We start from the raw sequence: 16,061 nt of genomic DNA, 5'->3' as shown, positions 1-16,061 counted from the left end.
CAACCCGCTCACCCCCCAGTCAACCCGCACGCCGCCGCGGCACTAGAATCGTGAGGGTGACTTACGAAGCAGCTGCCAGTTTCGAGCCCTCGACGAAATCGGGTCCGGCAACGGTCCTCGAACGATCAGCCGTTATTGATTTGGATGCCATCCGGCACAACGTACGCCAATTCGTGGCTATCGCCTCGCCCGCAAGCGTCATGGCCGTGGTGAAGGCCGATGCCTATGGGCATGGCGCGGTGCAGGTGGCACGGGCGGCCCTTGAAGCGGGCGCCCGATGGCTTGGCGTTGCCCATATATCGGAGGCTTTGGCGCTGCGCGCTGCCGGAATTGACGCCCCCATGCTCGCCTGGTTGCACACGAGCCAAAGCAACTTCCAGGCGGCGGTTGCCGCCGGCGTCGACGTCGGAATTTCCGGCTGGGAGCTGGACGCGGTGGTCGCCGCGGCACGCGAACAGGAACGGCCGGCCCGCATCCACCTCAAGGTGGACACCGGCCTGGGCCGCAACGGCTCCACCATCGCCCAGTGGGACAAATTGGTGGGCCAGGCCATGGAGTACCAGGACGAGGGCCTCCTGCGCGTGGTGGGCATCTTCTCGCACCTGGCCGTGGCCGACGAACCGCACCGTCCCGAGACCGATGAGCAGTTGGCGGCTTTCCGGGAAGCGATTGCCGTGGCCGAGGACGCCGGAGTGGACACCGAAGTCCGGCACCTTGCCAACACTCCCGCCACGCTTTCGCGCCCGGATGCCCACTTCGACCTCGTCCGTGTGGGTCTCGGACTCTACGGGCTGTCCCCTTTCGAAGGACAAAACTCCGCGGAACTTGGTCTCCGCCCGGCCATGACAGTGCGCACCCTCGTTTCGAATTGCAAGCGGGTGCCCGAAGGCCAGGGGGTGTCCTACGGACTCAACTACCGGACGTCCAGCGAGAGTGCCTTGGGCCTGATCCCGCTCGGTTATGCCGACGGCGTGCCGCGCGTCGCCACCGGCGGACCGGTGCGGGTCAACGGAGTCAACTATCCCGTTGTGGGTCGGATCGCCATGGACCAGATGGTCATCGACCTTGGGAACGCGGTGACGGACGAAGCCGGCTGGCTGGGCGCCGAAGCTGTCATGTTTGGTGACGGCGCCGACGGCGGCCCGACGGCGGACGACTGGGCAGCAGCCGCGGGAACCAACAACTATGAGATTGTCACCCGCATCAGCCCACGCGTGCCGCGGATCTACATCAATGAGACTCCGGGGGCGGATGCCCGGTGAGCGGGGCCTCGATTGACCAGACCCCATTGAGTGATGCGTTGTGGGAACGGACCGTCAAGGTCGCGACGGCGGAGCAGACACACGCTTTGGGCTCGGCGCTCGCCGGGGTCCTTGAGCCCGGTGACCTGCTGGTCCTGACAGGCGAACTCGGTGCAGGCAAGACCACCTTCACGCAGGGCCTCGGCGAGGGACTGGGCGTCCGTGCCGGCGTCATCTCGCCCACGTTTGTCCTGGTGCGCATCCACCCCAACCTGCCGAACGGACCCCGGCCCGGCGGCCCGGATCTGGTCCACGTTGATGCTTACCGGCTGGGGTCCGCCGCGGAAATCGACGACATCGACCTCGAAAACACCATGGACAACTCCGTGACAGTGGTCGAGTGGGGGCGCGAGCGCGTGGAACACCTTTCGGATAGTCGCCTGGACATCGAGATGCACCGGACGGTTGGCGGCATGGAGAGGGCGACAACCCGCCATGAAGCAGGCCAGGACGCCGTGCTGGACTTCGACCCGGAGGACGACGACGAACCGCGCACCATCGTTTTCCGCGGCTTTGGCCCTCGCTGGAGCGCAGTGCCGGAAATACTGGAGGAGAACGCCTGATGCTGATCTTGGCCATTGACACTTCGGCCGTGGCAAGTGCGGCACTTATCTCTGACGATGCCATGGAAGGCGTGGTGGAGTCCTTCGCCACGGAGGACACCCGGAGCCACGCCGAGGTCCTGGCGCCCGGCATTGTGAAGCTCCTGGAGGACGCGGGCGTAAGCGGCGCGGACATCGACCTCATCGTCACCGGCGTCGGCCCTGGGCCGTTCACGGGCCTCCGGTCAGGGATTGCAACCGCCCGCACTTTGGCATTTGCCTGGAACAAGCCGCTGTTCGGACTCATGAGCCTGGATGCGATCGCTTTGGAAGTGGCCGAGTCAACGGAGGCGCAGGCCGAGTTCCTCGTGGCCACGGATGCTCGTCGCAAGGAGGTCTATTGGGCGCGCTATACGCTCAACGATGGCCAGCTCCCGCAACTTGTGGATGGTCCGCACGTCGGTTTCGCCTCGGAGTTGCCCGATCTCCCGGTCTTCGGTGCCGGCGGCGGCATCTACGCGGACGTCGTCAACGCGAACGAGGAATTCAGCAACACCCAGCCTGACGCCGCCTCGCTGGGCCAGTTCGCTATGGCCGTCCTGGCGGCCGGCGGGGAGCTGCCGGATTCCACACCCTTGTATTTGCGGGAATCCGACGCGCAAGTGCCGGGCCCCAGGAAGCGTGCCCTGTGAACCCTTCGTACCAGTTCAAGCTCGACGGCGTGACCTTGCGCGACATGACCGCCGACGACGTCACCGCGGTCGAAGTCCTGGAGCGCAGGCTATTCCCGGTAGACGCGTGGCCGATGCAGATGTTCTTCGATGAACTTGCCCAGGTTGACACCCGCCGCTACGTCGTGGCCGAAGCCGGCGGGCAGATTGTGGCCTACGCCGGGCTCATGTGCATCGAGCCGATCGCGGACGTCCAGACGATCGCCGTCGTGCCCGAATTCGAAGGCAGGGGAATAGGCTCCGCCATCCTCACGGAACTGATCGAAGAGGCCCGGCGGCGCGGCGCGGTGGAAGTGCTCCTGGAAGTCCGTGCCGACAATCCACGAGCGCAAGCACTCTACGTGCGGTTCGGTTTCGAGCAGATCCACGTCCGCCGACGCTACTACCGGGACGGCACGGACGCCCTCATCATGAGGCTCACACTGACTGAAGGAACACCGGAATGAACCGCTCCCACGCTATCCAGCCGCTCGTGCTGGGGATCGAGTCCTCCTGCGACGAAACCGGCGTCGGGATTGTCCGGGGCGCCACCTTGCTGACCAACACGGTGTCCTCTTCGATGGATGAGCACGTCCGTTTTGGCGGTGTCATTCCGGAGATCGCCTCCCGTGCGCACCTCGACGCCTTCGTACCCACGCTGCAGGAAGCCTTGCACGAAGCAGGGGTGACGCTCGACGATATCGACGCCATCGCCGTGACCTCCGGGCCTGGCCTGGCCGGCGCGCTCATGGTGGGTGTCTGCGCTGCCAAGGCCCTCTCCATTGCCACGGGCAAGCCGCTCTACGCGATCAACCACTTGGTGGCGCATGTCGGCGTCGGGCTCCTTGACAGCGCCGACGGCGGCGCTGGGGGGCTCGGTGCGGGCGGCCGGCTGCCGGAAAACCTCGGTGCGTTGCTGGTTTCCGGCGGGCACACGGAAATCCTGCGCATCCGCAGCATCACCGACGACGTCGAGATGCTCGGCTCCACGATCGACGACGCCGCAGGCGAGGCTTATGACAAGGTGGCCAGGCTCCTGGGCCTTGGCTACCCAGGCGGACCGGCCATCGACAAACTCGCCAAGCAAGGCAACGCCAAGGCCATACGTTTCCCACGCGGACTGACGCAACCCAAGTACATGGGAACCGTGGAAGAGCCGGGACCCCATCGCTACGATTGGTCCTTCAGCGGGCTCAAGACCGCCGTCGCGCGCTGCGTTGAACAATTCGAAGCGCGCGGTGAGGAGGTTCCCGTCGCCGACATCGCTGCTGCATTCCAGGAAGCGGTGGTGGACGTCATCACGTCCAAGGCTGTGCTGGCCTGCAAGGAGAACGGCATCACGGATCTCCTGCTCGGCGGCGGCGTTGCAGCCAACTCCCGGCTCCGTGAGCTGACAGGGCAACGCTGCAGCTCCGCCGGGATCACCCTGCATGTGCCGCCGCTGCCACTGTGCACCGACAACGGCGCCATGGTGGCGGCCTTGGGCTCGCAGCTCATCATGGCGGGAATCGCTCCCAGCGGCGTCGCGTTCGCTCCGGATTCTTCCCTGCCGGTGACTACCGTTTCGGTGTAGGCGCGGGAATCCGGCGGGCGGCTATACGGCCGGAGGCTAGGAGGTCGGAACGGACCGCATTTGCTCTACGAGATCCTGGACAACCGCGTGAAGATCGCCGTCGTGCTGGGCCGCGACGCGGCGCTGGCGCTGGTAGCCGGCTCCGCGGGCGATGATCTTTTCGACGTCGGCCAGTTCCGCCGAGCAACCCAGCTTTTCCGCGACAGGTGCCAGGCGCAGCAGCGTTTCCTTCAGGTGCTCAGTGACGAGCTGCTCATTGCCCTCGGCGTCGAGGATGATGATCGCTTCCATGCCGTAGCGGGCGGCGCGCCACTTGTTTTCCTGGATATGCCATGGCGGCATGGTGGGAATGCTGCCGCCGTTGTCCAGGATGGTGGAGAACTCGTCCACCAGGCATTGGGTCAGGGCTGCAACGGCGCCGACCTCCTCGAGGGTGGCCAGGCCGTCGCAAATGCGCATCTCGATGGTGCCCAAGTTCGGCACGGGCCGGATGTCCCAGCGGATTTCAGACAGGGTGTCGATCACTCCAGTGGTGAACATGTCCTGGACATAGGACTCGTATTCGGCCCAACTGGGGAACTGGAAAGGCAATCCGGCCGTGGGAAGCTGCTGGAACATGAGGGCGCGCTGTGACGCATAGCCCGTGTCTTCACCGCCCCAGAACGGGCTCGAAGCGGACAATGCCTGGAAATGGGGGAAGTAGTTGACCAAGCCATCGAGGATGGGGAGCGCCTTGTCCCTCCGATCCAGGCCGACGTGGACGTGGACTCCGTAGATGACCATTTGCCGTCCCCACCATTGGGTCCGGTCGATCAGTTTGGCATAGCGTTCTTTGTCCGAGACCGGCTGGAGCTGCGGCGGGCTGAAAGGATGGCTTCCGGCGCAGAAGAGCTCCACGCCCATGGGGTCGGTGACTTCCCTGACGGCCTGCAGCGAGCGGGCCAGGTCTTCCTTGGCTTCCTTGACGGTGTTGCACACACCGGTGACGAGTTCCACGGTATTCAGGAGCAGTTCCCGCTTGATGTGCGGGTGCTCGTCGTCTTCGTTCAAATCCGGATGCCGCGAAGCCACGCCCCGCAGGACCTCATTCGCCACCGAGACCAATTCGCCGGTGCGTGCGTTGACGAGCGCAAGCTCCCATTCCACCCCCAGAGTCGACTGCCTGGATGAAGCGAAATCAATCTGCACGTGGGTCCCCTCGGTATTTGCCAAAAACGCCCTGAGCAATGCCCGCCGTGGGGCCGTCAGCGGTTGGCTCAAGTCTAATGCAGGGGCGGTACGGTACCGCATGATGGGAACCTCAAGGTAAAACAGGAAGCCGAATCGGCTTGCTAATGAGAATGATTTGCATCTAAGATTATTGGCATGCATCTTTCTGTTGTCAGCTCACTGGACAGCCAATGCCGCGAAGCAGCCGCCGCCAGGCTTGGGCGGACGCATCGAGATTCGGTGGTTGTCCTGCACGACCTCCTGGACGGGTCCATTGTCTTGCGAAGGATCTTCCGCAACGGCCAACTGGTGGAGCAGGCTCAAACCGCTTTGGAACACGGTTGCCTTAGCTGCACGGTCCGTCTCGATGTTGTCCCGACGGCGGAACGCCTCGCCGCGTCGGGACACGACCACATCGTCCTGGGCCTGCCACCGGGTGTCTCCGTGGAGATGGCGGTGGCCGAACTCAAGCGCGGCCTGGAGCGGCCCGCCGTCATCGACAACGCGGTGTTGGCGATTGACCCCTCCGGGCTGGAAGACCATATCTGGGACAAACACACGCTGTATGAATCCGGGTTTACGGCCATGCCCGAGGACGAGCGCACCAGCGGAGAATTTCTCATCGGGGAATTGAGCCACTCGGATACTGTCATGGTGCACGCCGGTCTTGGGGCAGAGCTCACCGGATTGCGCCCGGACTCAAGCGAGGCGTGGACCCACGGCGTGGAACTTCTTGGGCAGCTCGCGCCGCACGCAGCCATTTCCGCGGGCGACGACGACTTCCGGCCCGGCTGCTACGACGGCGCCGAGGCTCTCGCGAGAGTCCGTCGTGGTTCCGTGAGGGTGCCGCTCGAGGAGGAGTCGGGGAGTTTCCGGACCGTGCTCCACAAAGTGGAGCGACCCCTTCATCCGAGGCGCTTCCAGGAGGCGCTGCCCAAGTTGGCCGAGGGATGCCACTGGATGCGGGGCCGCTTGTGGATTGCGTCGGCTGCCAAAGTCCGGATCGCGGTGCAGGGCATCGGGCCGCGCGTCTGGCTTGAGAGCACGGGCGAGTGGCTGGCGGACGCCGGCATCGGCCCCGTCCCTAGCGGCAATGGCCTGAAGCACGGAAACGGACTCCACGACGTCGACGCCGCTCTCAACTGGCATCCCCGCTTCGGCGACCGGGGGACGGTGCTTGCCGTGACCGGAAGGGGAGACGACGTCAACGCCGCGGAAATCCGGGCCCTGCTGGACGGATGTGCGCTGAGCGAAGCCGAGATGAGGCTCGTCTTCGCCGGACTCGAGGACCCTTTTGAACTCGAATCCACCCTGTAGCCGAGCACCAGCCCCGGCGGAACAAAGCCCCCATCAACCAAGTCAAAACCCGAGAAGGAGAACCCCATGAAAGTCAGGAATTCGCTGCGTGCCCTCAAGAAGATCCCCGGCGCGCAAGTGGTCCGCCGGCGCGGCCGCACCTTTGTCATCAACAAGCTAAATCCGCGCTTCAAGGCGCGCCAAGGCTAGCTCCCCGTCTAGGCTGGGCAGAGAACCCGCTACGCGAAGGAAACCCCGTTATGCCGATCCTCAATAAAGACATGACGCTCTGTATTTCTCTCTCTGCCCGGCCCAGCAACAACGGAACGCGTTTCCACAACTTCCTCTACGAGGCGCTCGGCCTGAACTGGATCTACAAGGCCTTCGCTCCCACCGACCTTCCGAACGCCATCGCCGGCGTGCGCGGCCTGGGCATCCGCGGCTGCGCCGTCTCGATGCCGTACAAGGAAGACGTCATCGCCCTTGTCGACCGCATGGACGCTTCGGCCGCCGCTATTGACTCGGTCAACACGATCGTTAACGACGCCGGCGTACTCACGGCATATAACACGGACTACACCGCGATCGCCCAGTTGATCGAGCGCAACGCGATCGATCCGGCGTCGTCCGTGCTGCTCCGGGGTTCCGGCGGAATGGCCAAGGCCACCGCCGCTGCCTTCCGCGACGCCGGATTCTCCCGCGTCACGGTGGTTGCCCGGAATGAAAAGCCCGGACAAGCCCTCGCGGGGCTTTATGGCTTCGGCTGGCAAGCAGAAGTAGGGGAGTCGACGGCGGACGTGCTCGTCAACGTCACACCGATCGGCATGGCCGGCGGTCCCGAGTCCGGTTCGCTGTCCTTCCCCGAAGCAGCGGTGTCGGCCGCGCGGGTAGTGTTCGACGTCGTCGCCCTCCCTGCAGAGACGCCGCTCATCAAGGCCGGCCGCGCGGCAGGAAAGGGCGTGATCAGCGGCGCCGAGGTAGCCACCATCCAGGCCCTTGAACAGTTCGTGCTCTACACGGGCATCACGCCGACGCCGGAGCAAGTGGCCGCGGCCGAGGAGTTCACGCGCGCCCAATAGGGCGCCCCAAGTCAGGGATCGGCTCAAGCAGCCGCTACCGGCTCCACCACAACAGCCACCTTTTCCTCGCCGATCCTGGTGAGGACCAGGGTTGCTGTTTTGTTGCCGCGGGCTTTGCTCGAGTTCTTTCCGGCCGGCAGCAATTGTTTCCGCAGCTCTTCGGGGGTAACGGAGGTGCCGCGTTTCTTGATGTCCAGGACGCCGACGCCGTTGGCCTTCACCCAGGCTTTGAGTGCCTTGACGTTCAGCGGCATGACTTCCAAAACTTTGTAGGCGCGGGCGAACGGGGTCTCCGCCAGTTCCGGAGCGCAAATGTAGGCAATGTGTGGGTCCACCAAGTGGCCTCCGAGCCGGAGCGCGACATCGGCTACCAGTCCCGCGCGGATCACCGCGCCATCCGGTTCGTAAAGGTATCCCTCCACGGGCCCGACGTCGGGCACCGGGCCGCCGTCGAAATCTGCGCTGCTGGTGATCTCGGCCGCGCCCTGCGGCCCGAGCACCAGGGCCGCGCGGCGGACGCCGGGACGGGCGACGTCGTTGAACCATAGCGTGACCTCCGTGACGTCCCCTCCCACCGAGATCCACTGTGCCTCGCAGCCGGCCGGAACCGATTCGTGCGGCATTCCCGGACCCATCTTGACCCCGACGGACTTGCCGGTGGCGGCCAATGATTCAACGAAGGACAACGGCGGCGAGAACGCCTCGGGGTCCCAGATCCTTTTGGTTCCCGACGACGACGTCGAGCGTCGCGCCGGATCGAGCCACACGCCGTCGACCCCGTAGAGAGGCACCGAGGTTGCATCGGAGTGCACTACCGTCGCGTGCGGGAAAGGAATGAGGTTGATGGTGGCGCAGGCTGCGGTGGTCTCGTCGAGCTCCACGGCGGTGACCTTGATGTCCATGGAGGCCATGGCCATGGAATCTGCTCCAAGCCCGCAGCCGAGGTCCGCGACGTGCTGTGTGCCGGCGTTGGCGAAGCGTTCGGCATGCCTGGCCGCTACATTGAGCCGGGTGGCCTGTTCCAGGCCGGCCTGGGTGAAGAGCATCTGCCGGGCGAATTCGCCGAACTTGGCCTCGGCCCGGGTGCGGAGCCTGGATTGGGTGAGGACGGCGGCAACGAGCGCAGGGGAGTGGCCGTCTTTGCGCAGGCGGGCATTCAGGGCGAAGGCTTCGTCATCGCGGTACGGTCCCAAGGAAGCCAGCAGTTCCCAACCTTCCGTTGTCAGCAAGGGTGCGATCTGTTCCTGGGGTGTGTCAGCCATGGGAACTAGCCTAGTGCCCGCCCGTCATACGGGGTCGGGAGGGATCCGGGAGCGCTCGGGCGGATAGGGTTGATGCCATGGAAGACAACCCAGTACGCCAGCCTGACGACGCCAATGGATCTCCCTCTGCCCCCGATAAACGTCCCTTCGCCGGAAATCTCTCCAAGTATGCCCGTCCTGCGCTCATCGTGGGTGCCTTGATTGCCATTGTCTGCATCGCGCTGTTGATCATTATTTTCTTCCTAGACTCTTTCAACGCGGCCACCTACTCCATGACCGGAAAGAGCGTCCAGGACGCCACGGATGAGGCCCGGGACATCCGTGACACCTACACCGGTGCCCGCATCGGAGCGATCGTCGGGCTGGTGGTGTTCGGCGTCGTCGCGCTCGCCAGCGGCGTAGTGCTCTATCTGAACCGCGGAACCGCACAGACGGAAGAGTACGACGACGGCGAGGACGTTGACTTCGACGACCTCGCCGGGCAATGAGCTACTCGAGCCGGAAGCCGCTATTGGGCGTTCACCCATGACGGAATTCTGGCACTCGCCTTGACCGAGTGCTAATGCTTACATAGAGTCTTGATTAGCACTCTCCCTAGGCGGGTGCTAATCATGCCGCCAGGCACTTACCGGCACCGCGACGACGGTAAGCCCGCCACGGCACCCCTGGTTTGATAGTCCATGTACTACCTCACGTAAAGGAGAGATCCGAGTGTCGGTCTCCATTAAGCCTCTCGAGGATCGCATTGTTGTCCGCCCGCTCGAAGCAGAGCAGACCACGGCTTCCGGCCTGGTCATCCCGGACACTGCACAGGAAAAGCCGCAGGAAGGCGAAGTTGTTGCAGTTGGCCCCGGCCGCTTCGATGACAACGGCAACCGCGTCCCCGTCGACGTAACCGTTGGCGACGTCGTCATCTACTCCAAGTACGGCGGAACTGAAGTCAAGACCGGCGGCAACGAATACCTCGTTCTGTCCGCCCGCGACGTTCTGGCGATCGTCGTTAAGTAATTCCCTGGATCCCGCATCGCAGACCAAGTCGGACTTCTTCCGGTCGAATCAGCGGTGCGGGTTTTCCGTCTTGAAAGGACACAACCATGGCAAAGCAGCTTGCGTTTAACGACGCTGCCCGTCGCTCGCTCGAAGCAGGCATTGACAAGCTCGCCAACACCGTCAAGGTCACCCTTGGCCCGCGTGGCCGCAACGTCGTTCTGGACAAGAAGTGGGGAGCTCCCACCATCACCAACGACGGCGTGACGATCGCCCGCGAAGTCGAACTCGACGACCCGTATGAGAACCTTGGTGCGCAGCTGGCCAAGGAAGTCGCCACCAAGACCAATGACGTCGCAGGCGACGGCACCACCACGGCCACCGTACTGGCACAGGCACTCGTCAAGGAAGGCCTGCGCAACGTTGCCGCCGGCGCCGCCCCTGGCGAAATCAAGCGCGGCATCGAGGTTTCGGTCCAGGCCGTGGCTGCCCGCCTTCTTGAGAACGCCCGCGAAGTAGAAGGCACCCAGGTTGCCAGCGTTGCCGCGATCTCCGCCCAGAGCGATGAGGTCGGCGAGCTCCTCGCCGAGGCTTTCGGCAAGGTCGGCAAGGATGGCGTCATCACCATCGAAGAGTCCTCCACCACGCAGACCGAACTGGTCCTCACCGAGGGCATGCAGTTCGACAAGGGCTACCTGTCCCCGTACTTCGTCACTGACGCGGAACGCCAGGAAGCTGTTCTGGAAGACGCGCTCATTCTGATCAACCAGGGCAAGATCTCCTCGCTGCAGGAATTCCTGCCGCTCCTCGAGAAGGCCCTGCAGGCTGCCAAGCCGCTCTTCATCATCGCTGAGGACATCGACGGCGAGGCTCTGTCCACGCTGATCGTGAACCGTATCCGTGGCACCCTGAACGTCGTTGCCGTCAAGGCTCCTGGCTTCGGTGACCGCCGCAAGGCCATGCTGCAGGACATTGCCACACTGACCGGCGCACAGGTTGTCTCCCCGGAGCTCGGCCTGTCGCTCGACCAGGTTGGCCTCGAGGTCCTCGGCAGCGCCCGCCGGATCACCGTCACCAAGGACAACACCACCATCGTTGACGGCGCCGGAACTCCCGAGGACGTAGCAGCACGCGTCGCCCAGATCCGTGCAGAGCTGACCCGCACCGACTCCGATTGGGACCGGGAAAAGCTGCAGGAAAGGCTTGCAAAGCTGGCAGGCGGCATCGGCGTGATCAAGGTCGGCGCAGCCACCGAGGTCGAGCTCAAGGAAAAGAAGCACCGTATCGAGGACGCAGTGTCCTCCACGCGTGCTGCCCTTGAAGAAGGCATCGTCTCCGGCGGTGGCTCCGCCCTCATCCACGCCCTCAAGGCACTGGACGAGGACGCCGCCGTCAAGGCGCTGGAAGGCGACGCGGCTGCCGCCGTCGGCATCGTCCGCCGCGCCCTGACCCAGCCCCTTCGCTGGATCGCCCAGAACGCCGGCTTCGACGGCTACGTCGTCGTCGCCAAGGTTGCCGAGCTGGAAGACAACCACGGCTTCAACGCGAAGTCCGGTGTGTACGAGGACCTGATCGCTGCCGGCGTGATCGACCCCGTCAAGGTCACCCGCTCCGCGCTTCAGAACGCCGCATCCATCGCAGCACTGGTTCTCACCACCGAGACCCTGGTTGTCGAGAAGCCGGCCGAGGAAGACGAGCACGCAGGTCACAGCCACTAGTCCCCACCGCCTCCCTAGCCTCGCTTCGCTTCGGCCAGGGAACCCGGGCGGCGTGGGCCCAGACCGCCTCCCTAGCCTCGCTTCGCTTCGGCCAGGGAACCCGGGCGGCGTGGGCCCAGACCGCCTCCCTAGCCTCGCTTCGCTTCGGCCAGGGAACCCGGGCGGCGTGGGCCCACCTCGCCTCCCTAGCCTCGCTTCGCTTCGGCCAGGGAACCCGGGCGGTGTGGGCCCACCTGCGTGAAAGAAGGCCCGGTCCCCTTTGGGGGCCGGGCCTCCTGCATTTGGCTCGCCGTTTCGGCGCAGACGGGCCCACAGTTGGTACCGGGCAATCACCCTGTGAACGCCCAGCTAGGGATGGCTCAATTGAAGGATGGGTGCTCTTCGGATGAATTTTCGATTGGCATTGAACATTACGAATCAGTAAGATTTATGGTTCGATCTAGGTCATTGAGGGGCATTGTGGTGTCAACTGTGCAAACGGCAGCTTCTATCAAGGGGCAGAGTCGTTCCAGTATCACCAGCCGAAAGTCAAAGTTCCGCCCCGAAATTCAAGGCCTGCGCTCGCTTGCTGTGCTCATGGTGGTGTCCTACCACGTGTGGTTCGGCCGCGTTTCCGGCGGCGTCGATGTTTTCCTCTTGGTCTCTGCTTTCTTGATGACGCTGCAGTTCGCAAGCCGTTATGAGCAGGGCCGCCCCATGGACCTGCTGAGGCACTGGCTTCACCTGTTCCGCAGGCTGCTTCCGGCCGCTGTGGTCGTTCTGCTGGGTACATTGGCCGCAATTTTCGTGGTGCTCCCCAAGACCCGATGGGCGGCTTTGGTTGACCAGGTCTGGGCTTCGCTTTTCTACGTCCAGAACTGGCTACTTCAGCGGGAGGCAGTCAACTACTACGCCGCTGATCATAGCCAGGCGAGTCCGCTCCAGCATTTCTGGTCGCTATCGATCCAAGCCCAGGTCTTCATCCTGTGGCCGGTTATTTTCGCGCTCGTCGCCCTGGCTTGTAAAAAGTACCGCCTTCGGTATCGTGTCGCATTGCTGTACGTATTTGGCCTGCTCTTCGCTGTCTCGCTCACCTATTCAGTCATTGCGACCGCAACCGACCAGACGACTGCCTATTTCGACACGTTTGCCAGGCTGTGGGAGTTCGCCATAGGAACGCTGGTTGCCCTCATCCTGCCGGCGTTGAGGTTCTCGAAGCCCGTCCGCGTGATGATGGGCTGGGTGGGCATTCTGGCAATGTTGAGCTGTGGGATCGTGCTCCAGGTCCAGACGGCTTTCCCTGGCTTCGTTGCCCTCTGGCCTACCCTGGCGGCGGCCTGCGTTATTGTTGCCGGCCAGACAGGCAGCCGTTTCGGTGTTGACCGGATCCTGAGCTCCAAGCCTCTCGTACGCCTGGGCGACAACTCCTACGCGTTGTATCTGTGGCATTGGCCGCTGCTTGTCATCTCCCTCATCTGGACCGGCAAAGACCATGCCGGGTGGCTCTCGGGGACTGTGATCATTGCGGCCGCCCTGGTTTTGGCTTTCCTCACCACAAAGTTCGTCGAGAAGCCGTTGCGGGAGTGGAAATGGCCGGAAGTGAACCGGCGGCGTGCCGCCATTGCGATGGTCGCCTGCTTGGCTGTTGCCGTCGTTCCGTTGCTCGCATTCAATGTGCAGCAGTACGTGAGTGCCAAAATTGCGATGGCCCAGGCGGAAAAGGACAACCCGGGCGCTGCCGCCTTGGTGCCCGGTTATGTTAACGAAGTCAGCCCGAAAGCAGCTCTCCTTCCTACCCCGGAAAAATTGCCACAGGACTGGGCAGGCCTGTCCGACCAGTGCAGCGGGGATCTGAAGCCTGCCTCGAACGTCCTCCAGCCGGGGTGTAATCAAAACAGTCAACCCGCTGGATCGGACCGCACCATCCTGGCACTGGGTGACTCGCATGCGCAGCAGTGGTTGGCAGCATTGGCTCCTTTGGCAGAACAAGAGCAATGGCGCCTGTACAACCTGCTGCTCGGCGGCTGTCCGTTCACGGTGGACACCTCGGGGCTGAGCTCAGAATGCAAGGATTTTGATGACGCCGTTCGCCAGCAAATCGACGAGCACCCGCCGAGCGCCGTGTTCCTCGTGGGAACTGCAGCCGTTCCATCGTCACCCGATGAAAAATTGACCGTCGGGTTTGAAGACACCGTGAAGATGCTGACAGACAAAGGCATATCCGTCATTGCCGTTCGTGACAACCCGAGGTTCGACTTCAACATGGCAGACTGCGTCGTGACCAAAGGACAGCACAGCCCCGACTGCAATCCCGGCGAGGCCCAGCTGCTTGCGCCGCAAAACCCACTCGCATCACTTCAAGGCAAGTACGTCGGCTTGTCCATACTGGACATGACCGATCTGATTTGTAACGGCGGCGAATGCCCTGGCGTTGTAGGTAACACCTTTGTCTACTTGGACAACAACCACCTCTCCAAGACCTATGTTGCGAGCATGGCGCCCATGTTCAGGGACCGGTGGCTGGCCGCGACCGGGTGGAGCTAGCTAGCCGGCCCGGGGTGGGCTGTCGAGCGGCTCGACGGCTGGTGCCGGGTGCTGTTGCTCACATTGCCCTCGCGGAATATGGGGATCGGCGGCGAGGTTCTACTATTTATTCAGAACCTTTCTGCACAGGCCAGTCCCGTAATGACGGGCTGGTCATCAGTTGCAACCCCTACCAGAGCAACCCCCAAGAACCAAGGTAAGAGGCGCACTCATGACCCAGCCCGAACACGATCCCTTTGGCTTTGTTGGCCTGACCTACGACGACGTCCTGCTGCTGCCGGGGCACACCAACGTCATTCCGTCCGAGGCTGACACTTCATCCCGGATCTCCAAGCGAATTTCGGTCCAGACCCCGTTGCTGTCGGCCGCCATGGACACCGTCACCGAGTCCCGCATGGCCATCGCCATGGCCCGGCAGGGCGGCCTTGGCGTCATCCACCGCAACTTGTCCATCGAAGACCAGGCCGACCACGTCGACCGCGTCAAGCGCTCCGAGTCCGGGATGATCACCAACCCCCTGACCATCCACCCGGAAGCCACCCTTCAGGAACTGGACGAACTGTGTTCGCGTTACCGGGTTTCCGGTCTGCCTGTCATCGACCCCGATGGCCGGCTGCTGGGTATTGTCACCAATCGCGACACACGCTTCGTGCCGGAGTCCGACTTCCCGTTGCGGCTGGTCAGCGACGTCATGACCAAGATGCCGCTCATCACGGGCCACGTAGGCATCAGCCGCGAAGAGGCCTCGCACAAGCTGGCCACCAACAAGATCGAGAAACTGCCCCTCGTTGACGAGCAGGGTCGCCTCAAGGGACTCATCACCACCAAGGACTTCACGAAGGCCGAGCAGTACCCGCTCGCGACGAAGGACGAGGAAGGCCGGCTCCGCGTCGGCGCCGCCATCGGGTTCTTCGGCGATGGCTGGGAACGGGCCATGACCCTGATCGACGCCGGCGTCGACGCACTGTTCGTGGACACCGCCAACGGCCACTCGCAGGGTGTCCTGGACCTGATCACGCGCCTGAAGTCGGACCCCGTTGCTGCCCACGTTGACATCATCGGTGGCCAGGCCGCCACGCGTGAAGGCGCCCAGGCACTGATCGACGCCGGTGCCGATGGCATCAAGGTGGGCGTGGGACCGGGCTCCATTTGCACCACCCGCGTTGTTGCCGGTGTGGGCGTCCCCCAGATCACGGCCATCTACGAGTCCTCGAAGGCGGCCATCCCTGCCGGTGTTCCGCTGATCGCGGACGGCGGCTTGCAGTACTCGGGCGATATCGGCAAGGCCCTCGTGGCCGGCGCCGACACCGTCATGCTCGGCTCTTTGCTGGCTGGCTGCGACGAGTCGCCCGGTGAGCTGATCTTCGTGAACGGCAAGCAGTTCAAGAGCTACCGCGGCATGGGTTCCCTGGGTGCCATGCAGTCCCGTGGCAAGAACACGTCCTACTCGAAGGACCGCTATTTCCAGGCGGACGTTTCCGGTGATGACAAGCTCATCCCGGAAGGCATCGAAGGCCGCGTCGCATATCGCGGGCCGCTCTCCTCGGTGGCATACCAGCTGGTCGGCGGCCTGCGCCAGACCATGTTCTACACGGGTGCTCCGACCATCGCTGAACTCAAAGCACGCGGTAAGTTCGTCCGCATCACTGCGGCCGGGCTCAAGGAGTCCCATCCGCACGACATCCAGATGACCGTCGAGGCTCCGAACTACGGTTCCCGCTAGGCGTAATTCCTGTCCTAGGCAGTTCCAAAGCGAGCCCGGCACCTCCCTCATGGAGGTGCCGGGCCCGCTCGTTTATGGGGCATTGCCTGCCGCCATGGTGTGCGTCACCCTGCCGGTACATCGCGCCGCACTGGGATA

Annotated in this window: 15 protein-coding genes; 13 read left to right on the top strand and 2 right to left on the bottom strand. The window is 63.7% G+C overall.

All coding sequences use genetic code 11. The features are described from left to right. Positions 1 to 56: 56 nt before the first annotated feature. From alr to tsaD, 5 genes are read left to right on the top strand one after another with little or no spacing between them, the layout of a single operon-like run. A complete protein-coding gene (gene alr / locus ABEA18_RS07150) occupies positions 57 to 1,262 on the top strand; it encodes an alanine racemase (RefSeq protein WP_345448596.1) in 1,206 nt (401 codons plus the stop codon). Between the two features lie 26 nt (positions 1,263 to 1,288). Next, positions 1,289 to 1,864 carry a tRNA (adenosine(37)-N6)-threonylcarbamoyltransferase complex ATPase subunit type 1 TsaE gene (gene tsaE / locus ABEA18_RS07145; protein WP_345449073.1) on the top strand — a complete coding sequence of 192 codons (576 nt, stop codon included), beginning with the start codon at positions 1,289 to 1,291 and terminating at the stop codon, positions 1,862 to 1,864. Beyond that, positions 1,864 to 2,535, top strand: coding sequence for a tRNA (adenosine(37)-N6)-threonylcarbamoyltransferase complex dimerization subunit type 1 TsaB (gene tsaB / locus ABEA18_RS07140; RefSeq protein WP_345448595.1), 672 nt, complete (start codon positions 1,864 to 1,866; stop codon positions 2,533 to 2,535). Before tsaE ends, tsaB begins: the two co-directional genes overlap by 1 nt. 44 nt (positions 2,536 to 2,579) lie before the next feature. Further along, positions 2,580 to 3,020 carry a ribosomal protein S18-alanine N-acetyltransferase gene (rimI, locus tag ABEA18_RS07135; protein WP_425550503.1) on the top strand — a complete coding sequence of 147 codons (441 nt, stop codon included), beginning with the start codon at positions 2,580 to 2,582 and terminating at the stop codon, positions 3,018 to 3,020. After that, positions 3,017 to 4,126 (top strand): tRNA (adenosine(37)-N6)-threonylcarbamoyltransferase complex transferase subunit TsaD, encoded by a 1,110-nt coding sequence (gene tsaD, locus ABEA18_RS07130; RefSeq protein ID WP_345448593.1) that lies wholly within the window; start codon positions 3,017 to 3,019, stop codon positions 4,124 to 4,126. Before rimI ends, tsaD begins: the two co-directional genes overlap by 4 nt. 36 nt (positions 4,127 to 4,162) lie before the next feature. Here tsaD and ABEA18_RS07125 read toward each other — a convergent pair whose 3' ends face one another. Continuing rightward, a complete protein-coding gene (locus ABEA18_RS07125; protein ID WP_306958941.1) occupies positions 4,163 to 5,314 on the bottom strand; it encodes a glutamate--cysteine ligase in 1,152 nt (383 codons plus the stop codon). A 177-nt stretch (positions 5,315 to 5,491) separates the two neighbouring features. Here ABEA18_RS07125 and ABEA18_RS07120 point away from each other — a divergent pair, with 177 nt between their 5' ends. The 3 genes from ABEA18_RS07120 to ABEA18_RS07110 all read left to right on the top strand — a co-directional run bounded on the left by ABEA18_RS07120 (position 5,492) and on the right by ABEA18_RS07110 (position 7,710). Continuing rightward, positions 5,492 to 6,652, top strand: a complete 1,161-nt coding sequence (locus ABEA18_RS07120) for a GTP-binding protein (RefSeq protein WP_345448592.1) — start codon at positions 5,492 to 5,494, stop codon at positions 6,650 to 6,652. A 66-nt stretch (positions 6,653 to 6,718) separates the two neighbouring features. Further along, the gene (gene ykgO, locus ABEA18_RS07115; protein WP_184740519.1) at positions 6,719 to 6,841 is read left to right on the top strand and encodes a type B 50S ribosomal protein L36; all 123 of its coding nucleotides are present in this window, start codon (positions 6,719 to 6,721) and stop codon (positions 6,839 to 6,841) included. A 50-nt stretch (positions 6,842 to 6,891) separates the two neighbouring features. After that, positions 6,892 to 7,710 carry a shikimate 5-dehydrogenase gene (locus ABEA18_RS07110; RefSeq protein WP_345448591.1) on the top strand — a complete coding sequence of 273 codons (819 nt, stop codon included), beginning with the start codon at positions 6,892 to 6,894 and terminating at the stop codon, positions 7,708 to 7,710. Positions 7,711 to 7,733: 23 nt separating this feature from the next. Here ABEA18_RS07110 and ABEA18_RS07105 read toward each other — a convergent pair whose 3' ends face one another. Further along, positions 7,734 to 8,972 (bottom strand): THUMP-like domain-containing protein, encoded by a 1,239-nt coding sequence (locus ABEA18_RS07105; protein ID WP_345448590.1) that lies wholly within the window; start codon positions 8,970 to 8,972, stop codon positions 7,734 to 7,736. Between the two features lie 77 nt (positions 8,973 to 9,049). Here ABEA18_RS07105 and ABEA18_RS07100 point away from each other — a divergent pair, with 77 nt between their 5' ends. The 5 genes from ABEA18_RS07100 to guaB all read left to right on the top strand — a co-directional run bounded on the left by ABEA18_RS07100 (position 9,050) and on the right by guaB (position 15,923). Then, on the top strand, positions 9,050 to 9,460 hold the full coding sequence (locus ABEA18_RS07100; protein WP_345448589.1) for a hypothetical protein: 411 nt from the start codon (positions 9,050 to 9,052) through the stop codon (positions 9,458 to 9,460). 223 nt (positions 9,461 to 9,683) lie between these two features. After that, on the top strand, positions 9,684 to 9,980 hold the full coding sequence (gene groES / locus ABEA18_RS07095) for a co-chaperone GroES (protein WP_028265041.1): 297 nt from the start codon (positions 9,684 to 9,686) through the stop codon (positions 9,978 to 9,980). An 86-nt stretch (positions 9,981 to 10,066) separates the two neighbouring features. Beyond that, positions 10,067 to 11,677, top strand: coding sequence for a chaperonin GroEL (groL, locus tag ABEA18_RS07090; RefSeq protein ID WP_284756252.1), 1,611 nt, complete (start codon positions 10,067 to 10,069; stop codon positions 11,675 to 11,677). 462 nt (positions 11,678 to 12,139) lie between these two features. Then, positions 12,140 to 14,200 carry an acyltransferase family protein gene (locus ABEA18_RS07085; protein ID WP_425550493.1) on the top strand — a complete coding sequence of 687 codons (2,061 nt, stop codon included), beginning with the start codon at positions 12,140 to 12,142 and terminating at the stop codon, positions 14,198 to 14,200. Positions 14,201 to 14,411: 211 nt separating this feature from the next. Next, complete coding sequence (gene guaB, locus ABEA18_RS07080) at positions 14,412 to 15,923, top strand: IMP dehydrogenase (RefSeq protein ID WP_236812187.1); 1,512 nt, start codon at positions 14,412 to 14,414, stop codon at positions 15,921 to 15,923. Positions 15,924 to 16,061 lie beyond the last annotated feature (138 nt).

It is taken from the genome of Arthrobacter gyeryongensis (genome assembly GCF_039543785.1).
Classification (GTDB): domain Bacteria; phylum Actinomycetota; class Actinomycetes; order Actinomycetales; family Micrococcaceae; genus Arthrobacter; species Arthrobacter gyeryongensis.
The sequence above is the reverse complement of the archived record's forward strand: the minus strand, read 5'-3'. Positions and strand labels throughout refer to the sequence as shown.